Below are 24,727 nucleotides of genomic sequence, written 5' to 3'. Positions count from 1 at the left end.
AATTTTTTGAAAAAGCTTCGCCCCAAAAGTACTGCAACGAAAAATATGCATGAAATAATATACATAATACTTGCTCATAAAAATCCAGATCAAGTCAAAAGACTGATTCGAAAATTGGTCTCGGACGACGTGTACATATATGTTCACGTTGATTTGAATTCAGCAATAGCAGATTTTTTGGAGGAAAGTGAAAGGGTCTTTTTTGTAAAAAATAGAACCCCCTGTTGCTGGGGGGACTTTTCAATTGTAGAAGCTACATTAAGTTGCATAAGAGAAGTCATAAAACACAGCAGACATGGCCATGTTATATTAATCAGCGGGCAGGACTACCCTATTCGCAACAATGACGAAATAAAAACTTTTTTCCGAAAAAATGAAAATTATGACTTTATAGACTGCAAGCCAATTAAAGAGGCGTGGCCCCAAAAATATATATATAGAATACAAGCCTATAAAATAAATTTCTCGGGCCTACGAAATGACTTCATTTATCTCCCGACGTTGTTTACATTTAGGCCGAGAGGCATTCTTAAAAACGTGCTAAAATTAGTCAGGAAAGCCTTGTCAGATAAAAAAATAATTTACTTATTATTATTATCAAAGATTTTCATAAAGAAGAAACTCTTAAAAAAAGTTGATTTTTTTGGCGGCTCTCAATGGTGGGCACTACGCACTATATCGCTGAAAAAGATCATTTCTTTTGTTGAAAAAAATCCAAATTTCAGCAATTTTTTTAAAGATGCCTTAATTCCTGATGAATTGTTTTTTCAAACAGCCTTAGTGAACATATGTGAAAATAACACAACCGCTATAAAGCCCAAAATAGTTTATCTAAGCTGGGACAAAGCTAATGATTTATCACCGAAAACGTTCTTGATAAAAGATATAGCTGAAATAAGCAGCGCATCAACAGAAAAATTATTTGCCAGAAAGTTTGACCAAACCCTAGATCAACAAGTAATGGATGAAATAGATCGAAATCTCAAAAAACTCTTAAGCGAATAACTCGAAAATGCGTACCCCCCCCCTAATTTCAGTGATTATCCCTTGTTTCAATGCCGAAAAATGGATTGCTAAATCCATTAATAGCATACTTGAACAAACTTACAATAATTTTGAAATACTCGTGTTCAACGACGGATCACAAGACGACAGCCTCAAAATAATAAAAACCATCACACTGAAAAGCGCCAGCATCAAAATAATAAACGAACCGTGTAATAACGGAATTGTTTATTCATTGAATCGTTCAATAGCTGAAGCTCAAGGAAAATTTATCGCAAGGATGGATGCAGACGACGTAGCGCACCCTCAAAGGCTGGAAAGGCAAGTCAAATTTCTATCAGAAAATAACGTTGACTTATGCGGGACTTGGTTTAAAGAGTTTGGCCAAGGAGCGCCTCGAATAACCCGATGGCCAACGTCTCACCAAGCACTCGAAGCATCGCTTCTTTTTCAAAACACTATTTGTCATCCAACTATCATGGCGAGAAGAGAGGTGTTTGACGATTTTCCTTATAGAGAAGAGTTCAACTTAGCAGAAGATTATGACTTTTTCTCTAGAGCAATTAAAAAATATAAATTCAACAACATACCGGAGCCCCTGTTAAATTATCGAAGACATTCATCCCAAGCAACTCAAGCAAAAAAAGAAAGAATGGAATTAATCACAAGACAGATTCGAGTGAACGCTTTACAAAGTATTGGGGTTTTTCCTACTGAACAGCAAGCTTTAGTTCATAATACAATTAGGGCACCTCAGTCCATTTGCACTCTTAGAGAATTAGAGCTAATTGAAGAGTGGCTTACTTTTTTATTGTGTGAAAAAAAATCATCAGAATTTAATTCGATTGTCGCCAGCCAATGGATTCGTGCATGCATTCGCGCAGCCCCTTTGGGAGGAGAGATGAGAAAAAAATATTTTTCCTCCCATCTACTAACGTGGATAAAACCGAGTAGCTTGATGAATTTTGATGTATTTGCGCTCTCAGTCCTTAAGCTGAACTATAATTCGGAAGCATTCAAAATATTACGACGTATGGGGCTAAGTGCCTAATGAGCATCCAGATTAAAACAACAGATATTCTCATTGTTGGCTCAGGCTTTTCGGGCTGTGTTATTGCTCGCGAATTAGCGGCGTCTGGTCATAATGTTATTATTATCGACAAACGCAATCATATAGGCGGCAATGCATATGATTCTTATGACCAAAATGGTTTATTAATTCATAACTATGGCCCACATATTTTTCACACCAATAGCGAGCGTATATTTAAATATCTGTCGAACTTTACCGAATGGCGCCCATATGAACACCGTGTTCTTAGTGTTGTAAACGGAGAGCAGTATCCCTTCCCTATCAATCGAGATACTCTAAATCAATTATATAACTTGAATTTAAACGAAATTGAAGCAGCTAAATACCTTGAAAGAGTGCGAGAACCACGCGAAAAAATACGAACCAGCGAAGATGTTGTCCTAAACAGCGTGGGTATAGACTTGTATGAAAAATTTTTTCTAAATTACACAAAAAAGCAATGGGGAGTGGATCCCTCACAATTAAAAGCGGGTGTTGCTGCTCGCATTCCCGTACGGACTAATACAGATGATCGTTATTTTACTGACGAATATCAAGCAATGCCCTTGAGAGGCTACTCGAAAATGTTCGAATCTATGTTAAGCCATCCAAACATTGAATTGAAAATAGGTGTAAGTTTTAGTGATGTAAAATCTACGTATTCAGATCATCACGTTGTTTACACTGGCCCAATCGATGAATACTTTAATTATTGCTTTGGGAAGCTTCCTTATAGATCCTTGCGATTTGAACATGAGCACTTTACTAATACAGACAAATTACAATCTGTCGGCACAATAAATTATCCTAATGATTATGAATATACTCGCATTACTGAATTTAAACATTTAACAGGGCAACAACACTCGGGCTCATCCACAGTCAAAGAATACCCGCAATCAGATGGCGATCCTTATTACCCAATTCCTAATGATGCAAATGAGGCGATTTTTAAACGATACGAGACTCTTGCAAAAAATGAAAATAATGTAACGTTTGTTGGCCGATTAGCCCAGTATCGTTATTACAACATGGATCAAGTTGTAGGAGCTGCATTATCAGCCTCTGAAAAACTAATTGATCGGTTTAAAAATTAATATGCGCATTCTTTATTTATGCAAACGGCAATACATGGGACATGATGTTATTGAAGATCGCTACGCACGTCTTTATGAACAACCATTTCAACTTGCAAAATTAGGCAACCATGTTTTAGGTGTATGTTTAAGCTATCGCGAATGCACATCTAAAGATGAATTTCACCATACGGATTCAGGTAGCCTTCGTTGGATAGGTATTTCAGCGGGAAAATATCGGCAATCATTATTCCTCTTTCCTTTTGATCTTTTAAAAATTGCCTATCAATTTAAGCCCGATATTATTGTAGGAGCATCGGATTGCTTACACGTTATCCTGGGTCAATGGGTCGCAAAAAAAATGGGATGTACTTATGCGGCTGATCTATACGATGATTTTGAAACTTTTGGTTTGGCCAAAATCCCTTTTGTAAAAATGCTTTATAAGAAAGCACTAAGAAAGTCTGCAGCAATTAGTTGTGTATCCAAATCATTGAGCAGCCACATTAAAACTATTACACCCTTAGATACTGAAGTAATTTCTTTACCAAGCACTATCAATCAATCTATTTTTTATCCTCGCAATAAAATCGAAAATCGAAAGTTATTAAACCTTCCTCTGGACGCATTGATTGTTGGTACCGCCGGCGGTTTAAGTAAAGAAAAAGGCATTGAGACGGTTTATAACGCGTTCAATATTCTAGTGGAGACAAATCCTAATCTAATATGCGTAGTAGCAGGGAGTCTTGATTCAACATGCCCTGTTCCAATTCACGATAGAATACTTTACTTGGGAAAACTGACGCACGAAAAAGTAGCTGAATTATTCTGCTCATTAGATGTAGGAATTGTTTACTTGAGAGACACGAAATATGGGCAGCTGAGTTTTCCGCAAAAAGCTTATGAGATGGCAGCCTGCAAAATACCTATGGTTGTTGCAAGTATCGGTGACATGCAAGAATTGTTTTCAAGTACGAGAAATGAATGCTACATGCCGGATGATTGCAACAGCTTAGTATCAGCTGTCACGAAACAACTTGAAACACCTTCTTACCCAGATTTATTGATAGAAGATTGGGCGACTCAGAGCAAAAAATTAGAAACAACTTATAGAATCGTAATCCAGCAAGCTAATTAAGCCTTTTTTTTTCTTCTGATTTTCGAATCGTGTAAATAAGAGTAGGAATAAGAGGGGTAAATAGCTCGATCATAAAAGTCGGTATATATTTTATAACCCGAGCAGGTAATGAATTAGGCATTTCAATATCAAAAGTTAATTTCAAAGCCCTCACACATACATTTTTAAACTCAAAATTTGTTTTCTTAAACATAGATTCAATTTCATGTTTTTGAAGCGGTTCGCAATCGTAATAATGGCCTTTTCCAAAAAGCCTTAGGTAAGGCGATCTCAAAAATTTTGGCAACCAGCTTAGGAAAATTAATTTATAGTGCGGCTCAACCAACATCCATCGATTAGGTACAGCCAAATAACCAATGCCGCTTTTTGTGAGGACTCGATTCAACTCACTCAAATGTTCAAGCTGAGAGGTTAAATCGCCAACGTGTTCAATAACGTGATTAGATATTACAACATCAAATGACTCATTATCATAAGGAAGCTCAACTCCTTCAACCAATTGAAATTCAAATCCCTCTTCCGTTAAACGATTGTCTTTGACATCTACAGCTGTTACTTCATATTCTATATCTGACAAGCTGGAAAAATAATAAGCTATGCCTCCTGATCCGGTTCCAACTTCCAACAGTCTTATAGGCTCTTTCAATCTATTAGACGATATCAACAACTCTATCTTTTTTGCTTTTAAATAACGCGTCTCAAGATTTAATACCGCATGAGGGCGTCGCTCTTTCATCTCTAGAGTCATACAGTCTCCTCGTTTAAAACAGCATACAATTTCTCGTTAAATTTCTTCCACTCAAATTCACGAGCAAAATCTATGCATGTTTCACTGGTTATTTTATCTAATGAATTTACTTTAAGCTTATCTAAAATAACGTCCCTCATTTCATCATAATGTCCCGGCTCCACTAGCCAGCCAGATTTCTCGGTTGATATAGCGTCAGGCACGCCACCAACACTAAAGCCTACAGAGCATAGGCCATGGGCAGCTGCTTCTATCGCTACCATACCAAACCCCTCAACATCATTAGCTAAATCAAGCACAGGAAAAACTAACATTTTTGCACTAAAAAATGCTGCTGATAATGTTTGATCATCAACACCACCTAGAAACCTGACATTATCCTGCAGCCCCAACGCATAGACTCGCTGGACGATTTTTTCTTTTACTCCATCGTGCTGTTTTATTGCCTGTAATGCTTCATCACCAATAACGACTAACGTTAATTCTGGATGTTGTGATACCAATTTTTGCATTACATGAACAATAAACTCTTCAATACCTTTACGTTTTGTTATTCTTCCCGCAATTAATAAAAATGGAACATCCTGAAGTTTATATTTCTTACAAAAGCTTCGCTTTAAATGAAGACTATCCGTATGTTCAGGTATAAATGTTCCAGGAGAAAGGATTTTTATTCTCCCAGAATCAAAACCTGCCCTCAAAGCTAAATTACATGTGTGTCGACTATTCACAAGTAGTAAATCGGATTTTTTTATAAGCGGTATAAAAATCAATTGATAAACAATACTTTTAGCAACTATATCAAGCCCATGTAGATAGCAAACTAATTTCGCACCTGTAAGTTTGGCAGAAAAATATCCCGCCAATATAGCTGCGCCACTACCACAGAAAACAATATTAGGGCGCTCACTTCTAGCTAACCGTAATGTTTTAAGCAAGCTTGAAATTAAATAAAACCATAAAGGTGCAGAAGGAAACTCAACAAAGCTTGATACTTTATGAAAGCTGGAGCTTCCCGTAGGACCAGAGACGGAAACTTCGAAATGTGAATTTAATGCATGAAATATATTAAAGTTTAGCTTTTCCATACCGCCAATCAAGGGTGGAAAGTTTCTAGTTACATGCAGTATTTTTTTGGGTTTCATTTGGAAGGTTAGCGCTTATCGCTGGAACTATTCGTTTCCTTATAGATAAGCGATGTTATCTGTTCGGAAATAAGTCCCATCAAAAACACAATTACCGATGTTGTAAATAGAAGTGCAGACATATTTGTAAAGCGGCCAGTTTCTATAAAGGTGTACGCATAATAAAAAACTGCCGTTATAAAAAAGCTTAAGCTAATGGGAAAAAAGAGTTTAAGGGGAGAGAAAAGAGTACCTATCTTAAATATAATGAGCAAAAACCTTATACCGTCCTGCCACAAACGAATATGGCTTTGTGTTCCAGCCAACCGAGACTGAACATCGACGGAGACATAACCAACTGAATAACCTGCACGAAAAAAACTCATCGTTATAGTTGTTGGGTATGAAAATTTATTGGGTAATAGAGTTAAAAACTCGCGAAATTTATTAGATTTAACTGCACGGAAGCCAGATGTCAAATCTTCAACCTTATGCCCCACCATCCAACTTGCAAAATAATTATAAAGTTTATTAGCAAACCCTCGCCCAATATTTGCTTGTCCTTTTTTATTTCGGGCGCCCACTACCATATCAAAACCTTGATCGATTTTTTTAAGTAATTTTTCTATGTCTCGTGGCAAATGTTGTCCATCTGCATCCATGCAGACAATAACATCGCCCTTTGCAACCCTCAACCCACTTTTTATTGCTGCACCATTACCTTTGCTGTATGGATGATTAATAATATTCACGTCAAATAGCTCTGCAACCTTATTAGTTTCATCAGTAGATCCATCATTAACCACTATTATTTCAGAGGAAGGATATAAACCTCTTAGTTCAGGTAAAATTATTTTTAATCCTTTAGCTTCATTTTTGGTTGGTATAACAATACTAAGGAGCTGCATATGTGATGGCCTACACATTTATTGTAAGTACGTGGATTTATTTAGACGCCTTTATGTCATCTTGAATAACCGATTCAAGTTCATTAAGCTCATCTCTGCGCTTCTGCATAGCAATTCCATTACCTATTACCTTGCGCGCAGCATCAACTGCTCTCAGAGCTGCATCAAAGCTTCCCGCAGAAGCCAGCAAACGAGCATAACTAGCAGCGTCATCATATCCCCGGTTGGGAATTGATTCTAATGCGCGAATAGCGCCATTCAAATCCCTCATCTGTAGATATAATAAGGATTCAAATCGCGCTAAGAAATAGTATTTATGTGCATACTGTTTATTTAGTTTTAAAATTCTTACGGATTTCAACAAGAGTTCGTAACTTACTGACTCACACTGTTTATTGCTTTTGAAGTCCACCAAATCCTCTATAGATTTAAATGCTCCATTCGAGAAAGCTCCATACTGCAATAAAGTTGCATAACTATCTACACTTGGGCTTTTAACCCAGCTGGGGTATACACAAAGAAACTGCAATTTTAAAAAGTACAACGCTGGCTCATCAGGAAAATCCCGTTCAATATCCTCAAGCGCTTTGTAGGCCTCTTTAGGTTTTCCTTGCTCTTGGTAAAAATCAACAAGTAATGCCCTGGCTCTTATAGAGCTTGGCCTCTCCGTGGCATGCACATAATTAAATAACGCTGGGTTGCCCCATAGCCTTGTTTGCATTTGCAAAACAATCGTAATAATTCCAACATATATCAACATTACGCCAACAAATATATATTTTAAAACTGCGCTGTGCACCTTTTCAAACAGATTAAAAACAATAAAGCAAATCAGCAGAACAATGCCGAGCGAAGCCAAATAGTTACGATGCTCAAAATATATCTCCAGGGCTATTACGGTACTCTCCATTAGGTGCCCCGAAAAAAACCACAGCATCGGGAAGAATATTTGCACCTTTTTTTTCACCGCAGCCCACACCAAAGTAACGAAGACAATTAGCCAAGCCAAACATGAAAATAGTGTGCTTAAAGGCTCTAATAGACTACGTGAAACTTCAAATGCATCATGGTAGAGACCAAGATCAGCGGGTTTGGGGAGCATAATTTGCTGAATATATATCCAAAGAACCCTTGCTTCCGTCAACACGCGTTCACTTAACGTGAATGGCCGGACGTTGTAACCTTCGACGAATTTAATATGAATCAAATAAAAACAGAAAAGCACCAAGGGAACACAGAGGATAATGTAAATGCCTCTCTTCAGGTAAGGATTCGAAATTGGCTTTTTTGAGCTTAACAATTGTTCAATGCATATCAAGAAGGCAAAAATCAACAAGCCACTCTCCTTACTAAGAATAGCTAAGGCCGCCATTAGCAGCGTAAAACAGAACCCAAGTAGCGCTCGCCCATATTGCCCGTGGATCCAACAATCTCTTGCAATAACATATACAACAAGTCCTAACAGCATAAAAAATGTGCTGAGCAGAACCATCCTCTGAACGACGTATAAAACTGTAGAAACATGTATGGGTAAAATCGCCCAAACTAAGGCAATAGCAATAGCAAATAGGTTGTAACTATTCGATTTCAACCTCGTTGAAAAATAAGGAGCCAGCAAGCGGATTAAAAAAAAGATAAGAATAAAATTAGCGAGGTGAATAGCAATATTGGCAAGCTTGAAGTAATAAGGATTAGGCCAAGAATCAACCTGCAAAGCGAAGGTTAGAAGCGAGAGAGGCCTACCCAATGGTCCAGAGTTGCCACCGACAACACCGTACCAAAAGCCACTCGATTTCAGGGAGTCAAAAAGCGGGGGTAAGTTGCCGTAATCATCTAATACAAATTTACCTGTTAGCCCAGGAGCATAAAGAGAAAAAATTGCACCCAGACTTAACAACAAAATACATATGAACAACATCAACCTTGTGGATATATTGATATTTTGCAACTGCCCCACCTTTATAACAAACAAAAAAAAGCCCAGCAAATAGCTTGCTGGGCCTCACAGAATCATGCGCTAGATGTACTATTAGTACCCATCGCGACATTCTGATGGCATATACTTCTGAGGAACTGGGTCAGTGGCATTTTTACCACATGTGTGCTTAATCACACCACCAACGGTGAAAAAGCTCATTTTAATTGTTTTGCTTCCAATATTAGAACCAGCAGAGTTTTTAACCGTTGCAATGAAAATACCCCCAGTAGAACCCGCAATTGTAGAGGTAAATTTGCCATCAATAGCCTTGGCGCCGGCATAGTTAGTCAGCTCGGCCAAAGTGGGGAGTCTATTTTTATCGGTATAGAAACCATTAATATCTGTTCTAAGGCCATCAAGCAGGCTCACTGGCTCGGTGATTTTCGAACGAGAAATATAATCTTGGTAAGCAGGTAATGCTACTGCAGCCAAAATACCAACGATCGCTACCACGATCATCAATTCAATAAGGGTAAAACCTTTTTGCATTGCTTTCATAATGAATCTCCAAGGATTTAAGTTATGTTAGGTTGCCAAACTCTCAACTCTATTAGTCTAAAGCAATTGACGTACCAGCTATTATCCAATTTGTGCGCCACACACACAACAAACCGAAATGGCGCGCCAGATCACACTTTAACACCTGGGATAGGTTGCCAACGGTAACACCTATGGAATAGACGCAACGTATATCTCAACCATGAGATGAAAATTGGCTCTTGATAATCACTCAACAAGATAAGCAACTGACAACCAACCGAACAAAGTGACATTTTTTGTCATAAGCATATCAACACAACATTTAAATTTAACTTTTAATCAGCAGCCGACAAATCTGGCCTATACTACATTTTTGGTCAGAATTGTAGAAATTACAGTGAGTTATCGTTTACAGTTAAGTTTATTGCTTAATTAAGTTGCACTCTCTATAAATCTAAAAATTGATAACGCCGAATGATCGGCAGGAGCGGCCACGCATGAATACCCCCACCCATTTAAATGGCCTTGCGCGTCGTTTGGTTGCGGATAATTTGCTTGACTCGGAAGTAGCCCGAAAAGCCTTGGCTCAATCTGCCAAAGAAAAGACACCTTTTGTACAGCATCTTGTAGTTAATGGCCTATTGGACGCCCGTACCATTGCCAGAGCGGCATCAGAAGAGTTCGGCGCTCCATTATTTGATTTAGATGCACTTAGTAGGGATGCGATTCCTGAAAAGCTGGTAGATGAAAAACTTATTCGTAAGCATCACGCACTTCCCATTATTAAACGGGGCACACGATTATTTTTAGCTGTAGCTGATCCCACAGACTTACACGCCCTTGATGAAATCAAGTTCAATACAGGCCTAAATACAGATGCGGTTTTAGTAGAAGCAGATAAGCTAGCGGCTACTATTGAGAAATTTCTTACAGCTCAAGAAAACCTTAATGATGCCCTAGGCGGATTGGATGATGCCGACCTAGATAATCTCGATATACAAACCACTGATACAAATACAGATAAGGACGATGGGAACTCGGACGCCGATGAAGCTCCCATTGTAAAATATATTAACAAGGTATTATTAGATGCCATTAAAGGCGGCGCTTCGGATATACATTTTGAGCCCTACGAAAAATCTTACCGTGTCCGTTTTCGAACCGATGGTGTTCTGCATGAGGTGACAAAGCCTCCTGTGAACCTAGCCGGAAGAATGGCGGCTCGTTTAAAAGTCATGTCGCAAATGGACATCTCAGAGCGCCGCATACCGCAAGACGGGCGTATCAAATTAAAAGTATCTAAAACGCGTGCTATCGATTTCCGTGTAAACACCCTACCCACTCTTTTTGGCGAAAAAATTGTATTGCGTATTCTCGATCCTAGTTCAGCCAAGCTAGGTATTGATGCATTGGGTTACGAAGACTTCCAAAAGAAATTGTACCTGGATGCATTGGCTCAATCACAAGGCATGATTCTGGTAACCGGACCAACAGGTAGCGGTAAGACAGTATCCCTATATACAGGCCTCAATATCCTCAATACCCCCGAATTGAATATTTCGACAGCAGAAGATCCAGTTGAAATTAACCTCGAGGGTATCAACCAGGTTCAGATGAACCAGAAAGTAGGTCTTACATTTGCAGAAGCCCTGCGCTCTTTCCTCCGCCAAGATCCGGATATTGTAATGGTGGGTGAGATTCGTGACCTTGAAACAGCAGAAATCGCAATTAAAGCAGCCCAAACAGGTCACTTAGTCTTATCAACACTCCATACCAATAGCGCCCCTGAAACCTTAACCCGCTTAATGAACATGGGGGTTCCAGCCTTTAATATTGCAACCAGTGTTAGCTTGATTATTGCTCAGCGCCTTGCACGTCGTTTATGTACCGTCTGTAAAAAGCCAGCCACAGATATTCCTCCTGCAATCCTTACTGAAGAGGGTTTCGACGATATAGGAATTCCCCGAGCTGAGTTCCAGTTATTCCATCCCGTAGGTTGTCAAAACTGCAACGGCGGATACAAGGGGCGGCTAGGTGTTTATGAAGTAGTTCGCATCACCCCCGCAATAGCCAACCTTATAATGGAGGGGGGTAACTCATTGCAAATTGCAAGAGTTGCTAAAGAAGCAGGCTTTAATAATCTACGTGTATCCGCATTGCGCAAAGTAGCAATGGGGTTAACCAGCCTTGAAGAGGCTAACCGAGTCACCAAGGATTAACCTATGGCTACCAGTGCAACCACCCAAAAAACAAAGGCACCTGTCAAATCGGCAGCAACAGTATCTAGCACTTATGTATATAAAGGTGTAGATAAAAAGGGAACCCAAGTACAAGGGGAAATTAATAGCACAAGCCCTGCTCTCGCTAAAGCCCAGCTATTGAAGCAAGGAATTTCTGCTAAATCCGTCTCTCGAAAATCTAAACCTTTATTTGGTGAAGGCGGCGGCTCCATTTCACCAATGGACATAGCTGTTTTTGCTCGCCAAATGGCAACTATGATGAAGGCTGGTGTCCCATTAGTACAAGCTTTCGATATTGTTGCAGATGGATTAGAGAAAGCCGGCCTTAAAAAATTAGTATTAACAATTCGTGACAGCGTGGCCGCAGGTGGTGGCTTCGCTGCATCATTGCGCGAGCATCCCAAATATTTTGATGAGCTTTTTTGTAATCTGGTAGATGCTGGTGAACAGGCCGGTGCATTGGAAACCATGTTAGACAGAATTGCAACCTACAAAGAAAAGACTGAAAAATTAAAATCAAAAATTAAAAAGGCACTCAGTTACCCTATAGCGGTTGTGGTTGTAGCTTTAATCGTAACAGCCATCTTATTAATAAAAGTAGTGCCTCAATTCGCAGAAACATTCAGCAGCTTCGGTGCCAAGCTACCTGCATTTACCTTATTTGTTCTTGGTTTATCAGAAACTGTGCAAGCCTATTGGTTGATAATATTGTTCAGCATTATTGCTGGCCTAATTGCGCTCAAACAAGCCGTACGTCGCTCCAAAGCTTTTGCTTATGCCGTGGATCGTTATATTTTAAAGATACCTGTTATTGGCCAAATTATTTACCTTTCTGTAATGGCCCGTTTTGCGAGAACACTATCTACCACTTTCGCAGCAGGTGTTCCCCTAATTGAAGCACTCACATCTGTTGCTGGCGCAGCTGGCAATAAGATTTACGCAGATGCCATTATAAAAATTCGTGAAGATGTTTCTACCGGTATTCAATTAAATGTGGCAATCAAGAGCCGTGGTATTTTTCCTACCCTTTTAATCCAGATGGCCTCGATCGGCGAAGAGTCCGGTGCTTTGGACGCAATGCTAGATAAGGTTGCCACCTATTACGAAGAAGCCGTCGATAATACGGTTGATAGCCTAACGTCGCTGTTAGAGCCGCTGATTATGTCTGTTCTCGGGGTTCTTGTAGGCGGTTTGATGATCGCTATGTATCTACCAATTTTCCAACTCGGCCAAGTGGTATAAAAGTGTCGGATATTGTAAAAGCTTTAGAGTTATATCCACTACTAGGCATAATCAGCGCAGGCATTTTAGGTCTATTAGTAGGTAGTTTTTTAAACGTCGTGATATACCGTGTACCAAAAATGATGGAACGAGAGTGGCGTGCGCAATGTATTGAATTTTTAGGTGCCGAAAACATTAAAGAGGATGCAAAAAAAGAAAGTACACCTGAAAAATTTAATTTAATAACGCCCAGTTCTACTTGCCCATCATGCGGACACCGAATTAAACCGTGGGAAAATATTCCTGTTATCAGTTATTTATTTTTGCGCGGCAAATGTTCAGCCTGTAAAACATCTATTTCTTCACGATATCCCATCATAGAATCTGTTACCGGAATTTTTTCTGCAGTAGCTATATACACTTTCGGCCCAACTTGGGCGGGATTAGCTTGCCTCTTTTTTACCTGGTGCCTTATCGCACTTACCATGATCGATTTTGATACGCAGCTCTTGCCCGACAGTATCACCTTACCTCTTTTGTGGTTGGGCTTGATTGCAAACTATTTTGGTTTATTTACCTCGCTCGATAGCGCTCTATGGGGCGCAATTGGCGGTTATCTCTCGTTGTTTTCTGTTTACTGGTTATTTAAATTATTAACGGGTAAAGAGGGCATGGGTTTTGGCGACTTCAAATTACTTGGCGCGTTAGGTGCTTGGCTCGGTTGGCAAATGCTATTGCAAATTATTATGTTGAGCGCTTTGGCCGGCGCAGTCATTGGCGTTAGTATGATTATTATCCGCGGGCGAGATAAAAATATTCCTATTCCTTTCGGACCCTATTTGGCCATTGCTGGTTGGATTGCGCTTATGTGGGGACAAGATATTAATCAGCTCTATTTGAGCTACGCCTTTGGCCATCGATAAGTGTGAATCCAGAAAAATGATTGTTGGACTAACCGGAGGCATAGGTAGCGGCAAATCCGAAGTATCTTCACGATTTGAGAGATTGGGGATTAGGGTTGTTGATGCTGATATTGTTGCGCGGGAAGTAGTCATGCCGGGCAGTTTTTCACTTCAAGCAATAGCTGAACGTTTTGGGTTAGATATTCTCTCGCAAGATGGAAGCTTGGATCGAAAAAAGCTTCGTTCATTAATTTTTGAAAATCCTTCTGAAAAAGCCTGGTTGGAAAACTTACTTCACCCCATCATTCGCAAAGAGATTATTGCACAACTGACTCACAGCGAAAGCCCCTACACAATCCTTTCCTCTCCACTGTTGCTCGAAACTACTCAGCATGAACTAGTTGATCGAGTTTTGGTGGTTGATGCAGAGGAAAACTTACAACTCGCCCGTGCAACCTTGCGTGACGAAAGCAACACCGAACAAATAAAGAAAATTATGGGTACCCAAATGAATCGTTCAACTCGCATAGCCAAAGCAGATGACATTATTCATAACCATGGCGACCTGGAAGAACTGGAACAGCAAGTGCAACTACTGCACGCTCGCTACCTTGAATTAGCGCAACACATGAAAAACTAAGATGCATACAATTTCTGATTCCGAGCCAATTAAACTTAATTGCCCTACGTGCAAGAAACTTGTGTTATGGAATGACGATTTTCCCTACAGGCCATTCTGCTGCGACCGTTGCCGCTTAATTGATCTTGGCGAATGGGCAAGTGAAAATCATAAAATTGCGGGAGATTCTTTGGATATAAATTCTGAAGAAAAAAACGACGACTATTAAATTTACAACTGAACTACCACCATTCAGTAATTGCAGCTATTCCTTGAGCACCTTTTTGAAGAGCAATTGCTAAGTCCGATTCTTTCATCCCACCTAGTGCGAATATGGGAACGGCTGCCCCTTCCGCGAGCGCTTCAAACTTTAACCATCCCACCCCCGATTTTTCAGGATGCGATTGAGTCGCTAACACAGGTGATAAACAAATAAAGTCCACGCCAATTTTTTGCGCATGATCAATTTCCGTTTGATTGTGGCAAGAAGCGCTTAACCAAATATGCTCAGCAACAGGGCGACTGCTGCAACTCAAAAGATTTTCTGAATTCAAATGCAACCCCAACTTGTTTTTTGCCGATGCGATATTTTTATATTCAGCGGGATTAGTATTAATTAATAAAGTCGCAGAATAGCGCTCACAAAGCTCAAATGCACAATTAATTAAAGAAGAACTCAATTCAGATTCTTTAACTCTCAATTGAATTAAATTTATGCCGCGCTGAAGTGCACCTTCAATACGTACAGAAAAATCATCCAAACCTTCGAATTCACCCGTAATCAGCAATCGAGTAGGTAAATTAATTGCGTTGACGATAGGTCGATTAGCAGCGGGAAATTCATATTGATATAAGCTCTGAGGTGCAACCCAAGCTATAGGTTGCCCCTCGTTGCCTTTGGCTTCGCCGGTAAACGCGGTGATCTTATGAACATCTAACAAAACAACTTTATCGCCATAATCGTGGTGAATTTTTATCAAAGGTTCAGTAGATAATATTTCAATCGCAAGCTCTTCATATAGCTCTCGCTTTAAAGCATCAAACAAGGTTTCACCCTGCTCTACTTTTCCACCGGGAAACTCCCACAAGCCGCCCTGATGAACTTTATCAGGGCGCTTGGCGATAAGAATTGTGCCGTCTGCTCCAACAATCACACCAACAGCAACATGAACTATGCGAGACAAATTAAAACCTATGACCTGTAGTCTGCATTGATGCGAACATATTCATACGAAAGATCTGTTGTCCAGATAGTTTCTGCAAAGCTTCCTCGGTTCAAATTAATATTGATTGAAATATCCGAACCGCTCATGACCTTTTGGCCTTGCTCTTCGGTGTAGCTAGCTGCACGACCGCCATTCTGAACAATAAGCACATCATTCAAATGTACAACAACTTTGGTAGCGTCAAGGTTATTCAAACCTGCATATCCAATTGCAGCAACAATACGCCCCCAGTTTGGATCTGATGCAAAAAGTGCCGTTTTAATTAACGGTGAATGTGCAACTGCATAACCCACATCCAAACACTCATCGCGAGTGGCTCCTCCACTTACCGCGACTGTCACAAATTTAGTCGCACCTTCGCCGTCGCTCACAATACTTTTTGCAAGATGAACGTGCGCGGCCAAAATAGTAGCGCGGAGTTTTTCGTAAAGTGCACCACTAGCTTCAGTAATTTCTGGCAAATCTACTTGTCCTGAGGCGATTAAAATACACGAATCATTAGTAGAGGTATCGCCATCAATCGTAATGCGGTTGAAAGATTTATCCGCAGCTTCACGCGCGAGTTGTTGCAATAACACTTGGGAAATTTTTGCATCGGTTGCGATGTAACCTAACATAGTTGCCATGTTAGGCTTAATCATACCTGCGCCTTTTGCAATACCATTCACCGTAATGGTTTTGCCTTCAAATTCAAACTGTTCACTAAAACCTTTTGGTCGCGTGTCGGTTGTCATAATACCTGCGCCAGCGTCATCCCATCCATTTTCATTAGCTTTAGCCAAAGCTTCTGGAACTGCTGCAATTATTTTCGCCACAGGTAAAGGTTCGCCAATTACTCCCGTCGAGAAAGGTAAAACCTGCTCTGTTTTTACACCTTTTGCTTGTGCAATAACAGCGCAAGTTGCTTTTGCATCAAGTAACCCTTGCTCGCCGGTACAAGCATTAGCATTACCCGAATTTATAACTAAAAAGCGAATAGGTGCTTTACTTAAATGCTCACGACAAACCGTAACTGGTGCCGCACAAAATGCATTTTTTGTAAATACACCGGCTACGTTGCTGCCTTCCGCTAACTCGAACAAAACCACGTCACGGCGATTAACTTTTTTAATTCCAGCACAAACAGCAGTTAACTTTACACCTTTGACAGGATGCATAACGGGAAATGGGTATTCACCTACGGCCATAATTTTTCTCACAAGTTAAATGATTAAGAGTATTCAAAACCAACTCTCATAAAAAAGAGATGCCAAACATCTCTTTTTCAATTTCTTCAGTAATGCTTTGAAAATTATTCTAAAGCACCGTGACAACTTTTAAATTTCTTACCCGAGCCGCATGGGCAGGGATCGTTACGGCCAACTTTTCGGCCCTCGCGAATTATTGGAGCCTGAGTTAACTTTGGCTGCGGCATGGCTTCTGTCAAGGATGCAGCTTGCTCATGTTGCAACTGCATTTTTTGACGCGCCAATTCTTCGCGACGCTGCTGTTCCATAGCCTCCATTTGCTCACGTGTGATGGGTTCAACACGCGCCATCAAATGTACAGTTTCGCGTTTCACGTTATTCAGCATGCTTTGGAACAATTCAAATGATTCGCGCTTGTATTCCTGCTTTGGATTACGCTGCGCATATGAACGTAAATTAATGCCTTGGCGTAAATGATCCATACTTGCCAATTGCTCTTTCCAGCAGTTATCCAGAACCTGAAGCATTACTTGCTTTTCAATTTCCAACAGAATGTCACCAACACGCTCACATTTCGCATCATAAGCAGCTTGGATTTCATCAATAATTTTTTGACGCAAACTCTCTTCGTGCAAATGAGTATCTTCTTCCAACCATTTCGCAATAGGAAGCTGCAAACCAAAATCCATTTCGATTTGCTTTTCCAGACCGGGAATATCCCATTGGTCTTCGATAGATTGCGGTGGGATATGATTGAGCAACAATTCATTTACTACATCTGCACGAATCGCAGTGATAGTGTCGCGAATGTTATCAGCCTCTAATAACTCATTACGTTGCTGATAAATAATTTGACGTTGATCGTTAGCAACATCATCGAACTCAAGCAGCTGCTTACGAATATCAAAGTTGCGGCCTTCAACTTTACGCTGGGCTTTTTCAATGGCATTGTTAACCATGCGATGTTCAATAGCTTCGCCTTTCTCCATACCTAAGGCTTGCATGAAACCACGCACACGCTCCGATGCGAAAATACGCATCAGGTTATCTTCAAGTGATAAATAAAAACGCGTTAAACCCGGGTCACCCTGACGACCGGCACGACCGCGCAATTGGTTATCAATACGGCGCGATTCATGGCGCTCAGTACCAATAATGTGCAAACCGCCCGCGTTGATCACAATTTCATGACGCTTTTTCCACTCGGCTTTAATCGCTTCAATTTGTTCGGGGGAAGGCCCTTGTCCATTATTTGAAGAGGCGAGCGCATCAACTTCAGATTCCCAACGACCACCCAACACAATATCAGTACCACGACCAGCCATATTGGTAGCGATAGTTACAGTTGCCGGGCGGCCCGCTTGCGCAATAATTTCAGCTTCCTGCGCGTGGAATTTTGCGTTGAGTACGCGATGCGTAATGCCTGCAGCATTTAACCGACGCGACATTTCTTCAGATGTTTCAATGGAGGCGGTACCGACTAAAATCGGCGCATTTTTTTCCTGGTAAGCTTTAATATCTTTAACAATAGATTGATATTTTTCCTCAACGGTTAAAAACACCAAATCGTTTAAATCGATACGTTGTTTAGGTTTGTTGGTTGGAATAACAACCACATCCAAACCGTAAATTTCCCGAAATTCATAAGCTTCCGTATCTGCCGTACCGGTCATCCCAGAGAGCACCGGATATAAACGGAAATAATTTTGGAAGGTAGTAGACGCCAGTGTTTGGCTCTCGCTTTGAATTGCAACGCCTTCTTTCGCTTCGATTGCCTGGTGAAGGCCTTCACTCAAACGACGACCTTGCATAGTGCGGCCAGTATGTTCGTCGATAAGGACAACCTGATTTTCTTGCACGATGTATTCAACGTCGCGATGGAAAAGTGCACGTGCTTTTAACGCAGAACCTACGTGATGTAGCAAAGTTAAATTATTTGCGGCGTACAGGTTTTCATCTTCTTTTAATAAACCGGCTTTAACTAACAAATCTTCAACGTGCTGATGACCTTGCTCGGTTAATTCAACCTGACGGCTTTTTTCATCGACAGAAAAATCGCCCGGCTCGGTAATGACTTTACGATCACCATCTTCACCATTATCGATTTGCTGTTTTAATTTGCTAACTAAAACATGCATGCGCTTGTACATTTCAGAGCTATTTTCAGCATGGCCTGAAATAATTAAAGGCGTACGTGCCTCATCAATAAGGATGGAGTCAACTTCATCTACTACAGCGAAATTCAATGGACGCTGAACTTTATCGGCTTTGTTTAACGCCATGTTATCGCGCAGATAATCAAAACCATATTCGTTGTTAGTACCGTAAGTAATGTCCGCGCCGTAAGCTTCGCGTTTAACTTCGGATGGTTGCATCGACAAGATTACACCCACACTCATCCCTAAAAATTCATACACAGGACGCATCCAATTAGCATCACGATTGGCAAGGTAATCATTCACCGTAACAACATGCACGCCTTTACCCGCGAGCGCATGTAAATAACTTGGTAAAGTTGAAACCAAGGTTTTACCTTCACCTGTACGCATCTCTGCAATACGGCCTTCATGCAAGGTCATACCGCCAATTAATTGCACATCGAAGTGACGCATGTTCATAACGCGGCGGCTCGCCTCGCGCACAACCGCAAATGCTTCTGGTAACAAATCGTCGAGAGTTTCGCCTTTTTGGAAACGGTCACGAAATTCCTGGGTCTTGGCTTTTAATTGCTCATCGGTAAGCGCCTGCATTGCCGGTTCCAAGGCGTTGATGCGAACAACATTTTTGCCCATGCGCTTGAGTTCGCGATCATTTTTTGAACCGAATATAGATTTCAACAACTTGTTTAACATTTCTTTTACCATCAATAACAAAACGAAAAGGATAAATCTGGTATTTGCTGATGCATACCAGATTGAAAACGAAGCGGCCTTAGCCGAAGAGAAAAGAATTAACGACTTGCAGTATGAAGATAGGTTGCGGGATCTACCACGCGACCATTTTTATAAACTTCAAAGTGAACATGAGGAGCGGTAGAGCGGCCTGTTGAACCAACGAGTGCGATGACTTGGCCTTTTTTAACTACATCGCCCGCTTTTACCAAATTGATTTTGTTGTGTGCATAGCGCGTTTCAAAACTGCCACCGTGATTAATCTCAAGCAAGTTTCCGTAATCGCTTGTGAGCATTGATGAGGTAACAACACCGGGCGCTACCGCTGTAACTGCGGTGCCCGTGGGAGCAGTAAAATCTATACCTGAATGGAATTCCTGTTTGCCGTTAAAAGGATCTGTGCGGTACCCGAAAGTGGATGACATGTAGCCATTCTCTACCGGCAAGCGGTCGAATAGCGATTCCATGTCAAAACTGCGGGAAATAAGAATAGAATCTAGTGCTTTAAATTGCTGCTCACGATTTTGAACATGCTGCGTAAGCTGATCCATCGTGAGAAGGAAATCGGTTGGTGAAGGATTAGCTCTTATCTCATTATTTAGAGGCCCGCCAACACCCGGCAACTGGCGAAAATCGAATTCGCCTTTATCAAGCTTGGCGACCTTAGTCAGTCGCTCACCCACAGCATCCAAACGAACCAAACGAGCCTGCAGCTCAGCGACTTTGGCTGTTAGGGCTGCCACCTGCCCTTCACTTTGTTTACGGGATTTTTCAAGTTTTTCTTTTTGCTCGCTAAGGCTTAAACCCCAACCAGGTGCTTCGGCATTAAACGCGTCTTTTTTGTCGAAGTTAACGAGCCAACTGTATCCCCAAGCACCTATTACCGTCGGAATACCCAACAGACAAACAGACAAAAACGCACGGGTCCAACCTCCAAGGGTCAAACTACGGGTTTGTCCGTGATCTGAGTTGACGATAATAATTTTCATTAAGCGTAAATTCTTAGAGACTGAGACTCTGTATTTTTGCCATCAACATTAAACTCGCTTGCTCGCATTAAGGTTAAAAAACCAAGGGAAGCGAAATTAAATTGTCCTTAAAAATCAGCTAGTTATATTTGCTGTTACGTTTTTCAAGGTTAGCAATTTGCAGCCTGCGAACTAATTATTGGCTGCGGGGGGCGAAATATCTCACAGTGAGGCTGGAATTTCCAACAAAAATTGAGTTGTCTTTCACATGTAGAACAACTCAATTTACAGGTTTAAGCCGCTGACGCAGCTCTGGAGAAGGTAATCGGCGCGCTCTGCTCATCCTCAAACGTCACGTATTCCCATGCGTCCTTTTGTTCCATCAACAGACGTAAAGCTCTGTTGTTCAACGAGTGGCCTGATTTATGGGCGCGGTACTCGCACAGCAAACTGTTACCTAAAAGGTACAAATCACCTATGGCATCAAGCACTTTATGCTTCACAAACTCATCTTCGTAACGCAAACCATCTTCGTTAAGGATGCGGTACTCATCGACAACGATGGCGTTATCCATGCTGCCGCCCTGAGCCAAGCCTTTGGAGCGCAAGTATTCAATTTCGTGCATAAAACCGAAGGTACGGGCACGGCTGATTTCCTGCACGAATGATTTACTGGAGAAATCTACGGTAGTCTCAAGATTGCGCCCTTGGAACACAGGAAGATCAAAAGCGATCGAAAAATTGACCTTGAAACCATCAAATGGCAGGAAAGTGGCGACCTTATCGCCATCTTTAAGGGTAACTTCTTTCAAAACACGCACAAATTTTTTGGGTGCATCCTGCTCTTGTACACCGGCCGATTGAAGCAAGAAGATAAATGGTCCGGCGCTACCGTCCATAATAGGTACTTCGGGCGCATCCAGCTCAACAACCGCGTTATCGATACCCAACCCTGCCATAGCGGACAAAATATGCTCAACGGTAGATACCCGCACGTCACCACTGATCAAACAGGTAGATAAAGTAGTCTCGCCAACATTGTGAGCGGTAGCTTTAATTTCAACCGGGGGGTTGAGGTCAACGCGGCGAAAAATAATCCCCGAATCGATCTCACCAGGAAGAAGGGTTAAATAAATTTTCTGGCCAGTATGCAGACCAACACCCGTTGCACGAATGGCATTTTTGAGTGTTCTTTGTTTAATCATGAAAGCAGCCCTTAATCATTGAGAAGGTCCAAATACTCAACAGCGGGAGCGACTTGTTAGGGATGCTGTTGAGTATTTTGAACAGATAGAGACAATCTAGCCTGACCGTCTATATCTTTAATGGGGCCATACTATCAATATCAAGGGCAAGAGACCAATTAGGTACGCCAATTGCCCTTATAGCCAAGACTTAATTAGTCAGCTTGGCGGCGCAAAAACGCTGGAATATCCAGATATTCCAGATCTTTGTCAGCCAAAGGCGCAGCAGCAACTGCGTGCGAAGAAGCATTCGCGCGCAAATGTGCTGGGCGATCCAACGCACTGTAATCAATTTGGCCAGAGCTGCGACGAGTATTGTCGATAACAACTTTGGTCGGCGCAGGCTTAACCACTTCTTTCGGTGCTGGTGCCGCAACATGACCAACTACGCCCAAACCGGTTGCAACTACAGTTACACGCAACTCGTTAGTCATTTCCGGATCAATTACAGTACCCACCACAACAGTCGCATCACCTGATGCGAACTCTTCGATGATACTACCCACTTCTGAGTATTCACCCAAAGACAAATCGATACCGGCAGTGATGTTCACCAGAATACCGCGAGCACCTTGAAGATTTACGTCTTCCAACAATGGGCTGCGAATAGCAGCTTCAGCCGCTTCGCGCGCACGGTTTTCACCGCTTGCACGACCAGTACCCATCATTGCCAAGCCCATTTCAGACATAACAGTACGAACGTCTGCGAAGTCTACGTTCACCATACCTGGGCGAATGATCAAGTCAGCGATACCTTGAACTGCACCGAGCAATACATTGTTTGCCGCTTTGAATGCATCCAGCAAAGAAGTTTGTTTGCCCAATACAGACAACAATTTTTCATTTGGAATGGTGATCAATGAATCAACGCGCTCGCCCAATTCTTTAATACCTGCATCAGCAATTGCCATACGCTTGCGACCTTCGAATGGGAAAGGCTTGGTTACCACAGCAACCGTTAAAATTCCCAACTCGCGTGCAACTTCTGCAACAACTGGCGCACCACCAGTACCAGTACCACCGCCCATACCAGCAGCGATGAATACCATATCGGCACCGCGTAAAACTTCAGCAATGCGTTCGCGATCTTCCATTGCGGCCTGACGGCCAACCTCTGGATTCGCGCCGGCACCAAGACCTTTGGTCATGGTATTACCGAGTTGTAAAACAGTGCGCGCATCAATGTCTTTGAGTGCTTGCGCGTCAGTGTTAGCGCAAATAAATTCTACGCCCTCCACTTTATTCGCAATCATGTGCTTGACTGCGTTGCCGCCGCCACCGCCCACACCGATAACTTTGATTACAGCGCTTTGATGAATGCTATCTACTAATTCAAACATGGCCACTCCCCTTTCCCTTAACAAGTCTGCAAAATTGAAAATTTAAAACGAAATTTAAATAAAAAGTTAAAAATTACTTTGAAAGAGTCTTTTCAACTTTCCGAAAATTGAACCTTGTACATCTTTTGTGTGATGCGCCGAGCGCCCACTATCTTGATGTTGCTGCTTCATTGCGTAAATCAACAAACCAACCGCTGTCGAATAAATTGGATTATTCACAATATCCGACAAGCCACGAACATTTTGTGGAGCACCTAAACGCACAGGCATATGGAAAATTTCCTCAGCCAACTCCACAACACCTTCCATCTTTGAAGTGCCACCCGTCAAAACAATACCGGCAGCAATTAAATCCTCGTAACCACTGCGACGTAACTCGGATTGCACCAGAGTAAATAGCTCGTCATAACGTGGTTCAACAACTTCGGCCAATGCCTGACGAGATAAATCACGCGGTTGGCGATCACCAACACTTGGCACTTTGATGGTTTCATCCGGGCTGGTTAATTTAGCCAGCGCACAGGCATATTTAATTTTTATATCTTCCGCATTGGGGGTTGGAGTACGTAAAGCCATGGCGATATCGTTAGTCACTTGATCACCCGCAATCGGGATAACACCAGTGTGGCGAATCGCTCCATCTTTAAAAATTGCGATGTCAGTGGTACCGCCCCCAATATCAACAACACAAACACCTAACTCTTTTTCATCGTCTGTTAGAACTGCATAGCTGGAAGCCAATTGCTCCAAAATAATGTCTTCAACTTCCAAACCACAGCGACGGATACATTTTTCGATGTTTTGTGCGGCATTTACTGCACAAGTTACTAAATGAACTTTGGCTTCCAAGCGCACACCGGACATACCCAGGGGTTCTTTCACGCCATCCTGGTCATCAATTAAAAATTCTTGCGGCAAAATATGGAGTATTTTTTGGTCTGCTGGAATTGCTACAGCTTGGGCGGCATCAATTACGCGCTCCAAATCCTGTGGGAAAACCTCGCGATCACGAATCGCAACAATACCGTGTGAATTCAAACTGCGAATATGGCTACCGGCAATCCCGGCATACACTGAATGAATTTGGCAACCCGCCATCAGCTCAGCTTCTTCAATCGCGCGTTGAATCGATAACACAGTAGACTCGATATTAACTACAACACCTTTTTTCAAACCGGTTGAACGGTGGGAACCAATACCTGCAATTTCAAGAATGCCTTCTGGAGTAATAGCACCAACGATGGCGACGACCTTGGATGTTCCAATATCCAGGCCTACGATCATTTTGTTGTCACTAACACTTGCCATCAGGTGAACCTCATTCGTCCGATCTTCATTAGGGAAGATCGCTAATTATTTT

At 41.6% G+C, this 24,727-nt stretch carries 21 protein-coding genes and 1 pseudogene; 9 read left to right on the top strand and 13 right to left on the bottom strand.

Annotation, left to right across the window (positions count from 1 at the left end):
• The first annotated feature begins 6 nt into the window (after window positions 1-6).
• From IE104_RS01585 to IE104_RS01570, 4 genes are read left to right on the top strand one after another with little or no spacing between them, the layout of a single operon-like run.
• On the top strand, window positions 7-1,005 hold the full coding sequence (locus IE104_RS01585; RefSeq protein WP_189415433.1) for a beta-1,6-N-acetylglucosaminyltransferase: 999 nt from the start codon (window positions 7-9) through the stop codon (window positions 1,003-1,005).
• A gap of 7 nt (window positions 1,006-1,012) precedes the next feature.
• Complete coding sequence (locus IE104_RS01580) at window positions 1,013-2,056, top strand: glycosyltransferase family 2 protein (RefSeq protein WP_189415431.1); 1,044 nt, start codon at window positions 1,013-1,015, stop codon at window positions 2,054-2,056.
• Window positions 2,056-3,174, top strand: coding sequence for a UDP-galactopyranose mutase (glf, locus tag IE104_RS01575; RefSeq protein WP_189415429.1), 1,119 nt, complete (start codon window positions 2,056-2,058; stop codon window positions 3,172-3,174). Before IE104_RS01580 ends, glf begins: the two co-directional genes overlap by 1 nt.
• Window positions 3,155-4,291 (top strand): glycosyltransferase, encoded by a 1,137-nt coding sequence (locus IE104_RS01570; protein ID WP_189415428.1) that lies wholly within the window; start codon window positions 3,155-3,157, stop codon window positions 4,289-4,291. Before glf ends, IE104_RS01570 begins: the two co-directional genes overlap by 20 nt.
• Here the strand turns inward: IE104_RS01570 and IE104_RS01565 are convergent.
• From IE104_RS01565 to IE104_RS19170, 6 genes and pseudogenes are all read right to left on the bottom strand, one after another.
• A complete protein-coding gene (locus IE104_RS01565) occupies window positions 4,284-5,039 on the bottom strand; it encodes a class I SAM-dependent methyltransferase (RefSeq protein WP_229837565.1) in 756 nt (251 codons plus the stop codon). The two genes, IE104_RS01570 and IE104_RS01565, sit on opposite strands and share 8 nt — an antisense overlap.
• Complete coding sequence (locus IE104_RS01560) at window positions 5,036-6,184, bottom strand: glycosyltransferase family 4 protein (RefSeq protein ID WP_189415426.1); 1,149 nt, start codon at window positions 6,182-6,184, stop codon at window positions 5,036-5,038. Before IE104_RS01560 ends, IE104_RS01565 begins: the two co-directional genes overlap by 4 nt.
• Before the next feature lie 8 nt (window positions 6,185-6,192).
• Complete coding sequence (locus IE104_RS01555; RefSeq protein ID WP_189415424.1) at window positions 6,193-7,071, bottom strand: glycosyltransferase family 2 protein; 879 nt, start codon at window positions 7,069-7,071, stop codon at window positions 6,193-6,195.
• A 37-nt stretch (window positions 7,072-7,108) separates the two neighbouring features.
• Window positions 7,109-9,019: a tetratricopeptide repeat protein gene (locus tag IE104_RS01550; RefSeq protein WP_189415422.1), complete on the bottom strand. Its 1,911-nt coding sequence runs from the start codon at window positions 9,017-9,019 to the stop codon at window positions 7,109-7,111.
• An 81-nt stretch (window positions 9,020-9,100) separates the two neighbouring features.
• Window positions 9,101-9,418, bottom strand: a complete 318-nt coding sequence (locus IE104_RS01545; RefSeq protein WP_229837791.1) for a pilin — start codon at window positions 9,416-9,418, stop codon at window positions 9,101-9,103.
• Window positions 9,419-9,444: 26 nt separating this feature from the next.
• A pseudogene (locus IE104_RS19170) lies at window positions 9,445-9,538 on the bottom strand (pilin); the annotation flags it as partial.
• 488 nt (window positions 9,539-10,026) lie between these two features.
• Here IE104_RS19170 and pilB point away from each other — a divergent pair.
• Genes pilB through yacG form a run of 5 tightly spaced genes read left to right on the top strand, consistent with a single transcriptional unit; the run spans window position 10,027 to window position 14,740 of the window.
• Entirely contained in the window at window positions 10,027-11,748 is a 1,722-nt protein-coding gene (gene pilB / locus IE104_RS01540) for a type IV-A pilus assembly ATPase PilB (RefSeq protein WP_189415418.1), read from the top strand.
• A gap of 3 nt (window positions 11,749-11,751) precedes the next feature.
• Window positions 11,752-13,011, top strand: coding sequence for a type II secretion system F family protein (locus tag IE104_RS01535; RefSeq protein ID WP_189415416.1), 1,260 nt, complete (start codon window positions 11,752-11,754; stop codon window positions 13,009-13,011).
• Entirely contained in the window at window positions 13,008-13,913 is a 906-nt protein-coding gene (locus IE104_RS01530; RefSeq protein WP_373298479.1) for a prepilin peptidase, read from the top strand. Before IE104_RS01535 ends, IE104_RS01530 begins: the two co-directional genes overlap by 4 nt.
• A 16-nt stretch (window positions 13,914-13,929) precedes the next feature.
• Window positions 13,930-14,532: a dephospho-CoA kinase gene (gene coaE / locus IE104_RS01525; RefSeq protein ID WP_189415412.1), complete on the top strand. Its 603-nt coding sequence runs from the start codon at window positions 13,930-13,932 to the stop codon at window positions 14,530-14,532.
• A gap of 1 nt (window position 14,533) precedes the next feature.
• The gene (gene yacG / locus IE104_RS01520) at window positions 14,534-14,740 is read left to right on the top strand and encodes a DNA gyrase inhibitor YacG (RefSeq protein WP_189415410.1); all 207 of its coding nucleotides are present in this window, start codon (window positions 14,534-14,536) and stop codon (window positions 14,738-14,740) included.
• A 13-nt stretch (window positions 14,741-14,753) separates the two neighbouring features.
• Here the strand turns inward: yacG and IE104_RS01515 are convergent, their stop codons facing one another.
• From IE104_RS01515 to ftsA, 7 genes are all read right to left on the bottom strand, one after another.
• A complete protein-coding gene (locus tag IE104_RS01515) occupies window positions 14,754-15,695 on the bottom strand; it encodes a Nudix family hydrolase (protein WP_189415408.1) in 942 nt (313 codons plus the stop codon).
• A gap of 8 nt (window positions 15,696-15,703) precedes the next feature.
• Window positions 15,704-16,924 carry a bifunctional glutamate N-acetyltransferase/amino-acid acetyltransferase ArgJ gene (gene argJ, locus IE104_RS01510; protein WP_189415406.1) on the bottom strand — a complete coding sequence of 407 codons (1,221 nt, stop codon included), beginning with the start codon at window positions 16,922-16,924 and terminating at the stop codon, window positions 15,704-15,706.
• A 104-nt stretch (window positions 16,925-17,028) separates the two neighbouring features.
• Entirely contained in the window at window positions 17,029-19,776 is a 2,748-nt protein-coding gene (gene secA / locus IE104_RS01505; RefSeq protein WP_189415404.1) for a preprotein translocase subunit SecA, read from the bottom strand.
• A 98-nt stretch (window positions 19,777-19,874) separates the two neighbouring features.
• Window positions 19,875-20,804 (bottom strand): M23 family metallopeptidase, encoded by a 930-nt coding sequence (locus IE104_RS01500; RefSeq protein WP_189415402.1) that lies wholly within the window; start codon window positions 20,802-20,804, stop codon window positions 19,875-19,877.
• A gap of 272 nt (window positions 20,805-21,076) precedes the next feature.
• Window positions 21,077-21,988 carry a UDP-3-O-acyl-N-acetylglucosamine deacetylase gene (lpxC, locus tag IE104_RS01495; RefSeq protein ID WP_189415400.1) on the bottom strand — a complete coding sequence of 304 codons (912 nt, stop codon included), beginning with the start codon at window positions 21,986-21,988 and terminating at the stop codon, window positions 21,077-21,079.
• A gap of 194 nt (window positions 21,989-22,182) precedes the next feature.
• Window positions 22,183-23,367: a cell division protein FtsZ gene (ftsZ, locus tag IE104_RS01490; protein ID WP_189415398.1), complete on the bottom strand. Its 1,185-nt coding sequence runs from the start codon at window positions 23,365-23,367 to the stop codon at window positions 22,183-22,185.
• 66 nt (window positions 23,368-23,433) lie between these two features.
• Complete coding sequence (ftsA, locus tag IE104_RS01485; protein ID WP_189415396.1) at window positions 23,434-24,675, bottom strand: cell division protein FtsA; 1,242 nt, start codon at window positions 24,673-24,675, stop codon at window positions 23,434-23,436.
• Between the last annotated feature and the right edge of the window lie 52 nt (window positions 24,676-24,727).

Source organism: Cellvibrio zantedeschiae (assembly GCF_014652535.1).
GTDB classification, from domain to species: domain Bacteria; phylum Pseudomonadota; class Gammaproteobacteria; order Pseudomonadales; family Cellvibrionaceae; genus Cellvibrio; species Cellvibrio zantedeschiae.
The sequence above is the reverse complement of the archived record's forward strand: the minus strand, read 5'-3'. Positions and strand labels throughout refer to the sequence as shown.

Bases quoted from the DNA above. Each gene is read 5' to 3' on its own strand.
- IE104_RS01580 (WP_189415431.1), top strand. From the start codon at position 1,013: ATGCGTACCCCCCCCCTAATTTCAGTGATTATCCCTTGTTTCAATGCC.
- glf (WP_189415429.1), top strand. From the start codon at position 2,056: ATGAGCATCCAGATTAAAACAACAGATATTCTCATTGTTGGCTCAGGC.
- IE104_RS01565 (WP_229837565.1), bottom strand. From the start codon at position 5,039: ATGACTCTAGAGATGAAAGAGCGACGCCCTCATGCGGTATTAAATCTT.
- IE104_RS01560 (WP_189415426.1), bottom strand. From the start codon at position 6,184: ATGAAACCCAAAAAAATACTGCATGTAACTAGAAACTTTCCACCCTTG.
- IE104_RS01555 (WP_189415424.1), bottom strand. From the start codon at position 7,071: ATGCAGCTCCTTAGTATTGTTATACCAACCAAAAATGAAGCTAAAGGA.
- pilB (WP_189415418.1), top strand. From the start codon at position 10,027: ATGAATACCCCCACCCATTTAAATGGCCTTGCGCGTCGTTTGGTTGCG.
- IE104_RS01535 (WP_189415416.1), top strand. From the start codon at position 11,752: ATGGCTACCAGTGCAACCACCCAAAAAACAAAGGCACCTGTCAAATCG.
- coaE (WP_189415412.1), top strand. From the start codon at position 13,930: ATGATTGTTGGACTAACCGGAGGCATAGGTAGCGGCAAATCCGAAGTA.
- yacG (WP_189415410.1), top strand. From the start codon at position 14,534: ATGCATACAATTTCTGATTCCGAGCCAATTAAACTTAATTGCCCTACG.
- argJ (WP_189415406.1), bottom strand. From the start codon at position 16,924: ATGGCCGTAGGTGAATACCCATTTCCCGTTATGCATCCTGTCAAAGGT.
- secA (WP_189415404.1), bottom strand. From the start codon at position 19,776: ATGTTAAACAAGTTGTTGAAATCTATATTCGGTTCAAAAAATGATCGC.
- IE104_RS01500 (WP_189415402.1), bottom strand. From the start codon at position 20,804: ATGAAAATTATTATCGTCAACTCAGATCACGGACAAACCCGTAGTTTG.
- lpxC (WP_189415400.1), bottom strand. From the start codon at position 21,988: ATGATTAAACAAAGAACACTCAAAAATGCCATTCGTGCAACGGGTGTT.
- ftsZ (WP_189415398.1), bottom strand. From the start codon at position 23,367: ATGTTTGAATTAGTAGATAGCATTCATCAAAGCGCTGTAATCAAAGTT.
- ftsA (WP_189415396.1), bottom strand. From the start codon at position 24,675: ATGGCAAGTGTTAGTGACAACAAAATGATCGTAGGCCTGGATATTGGA.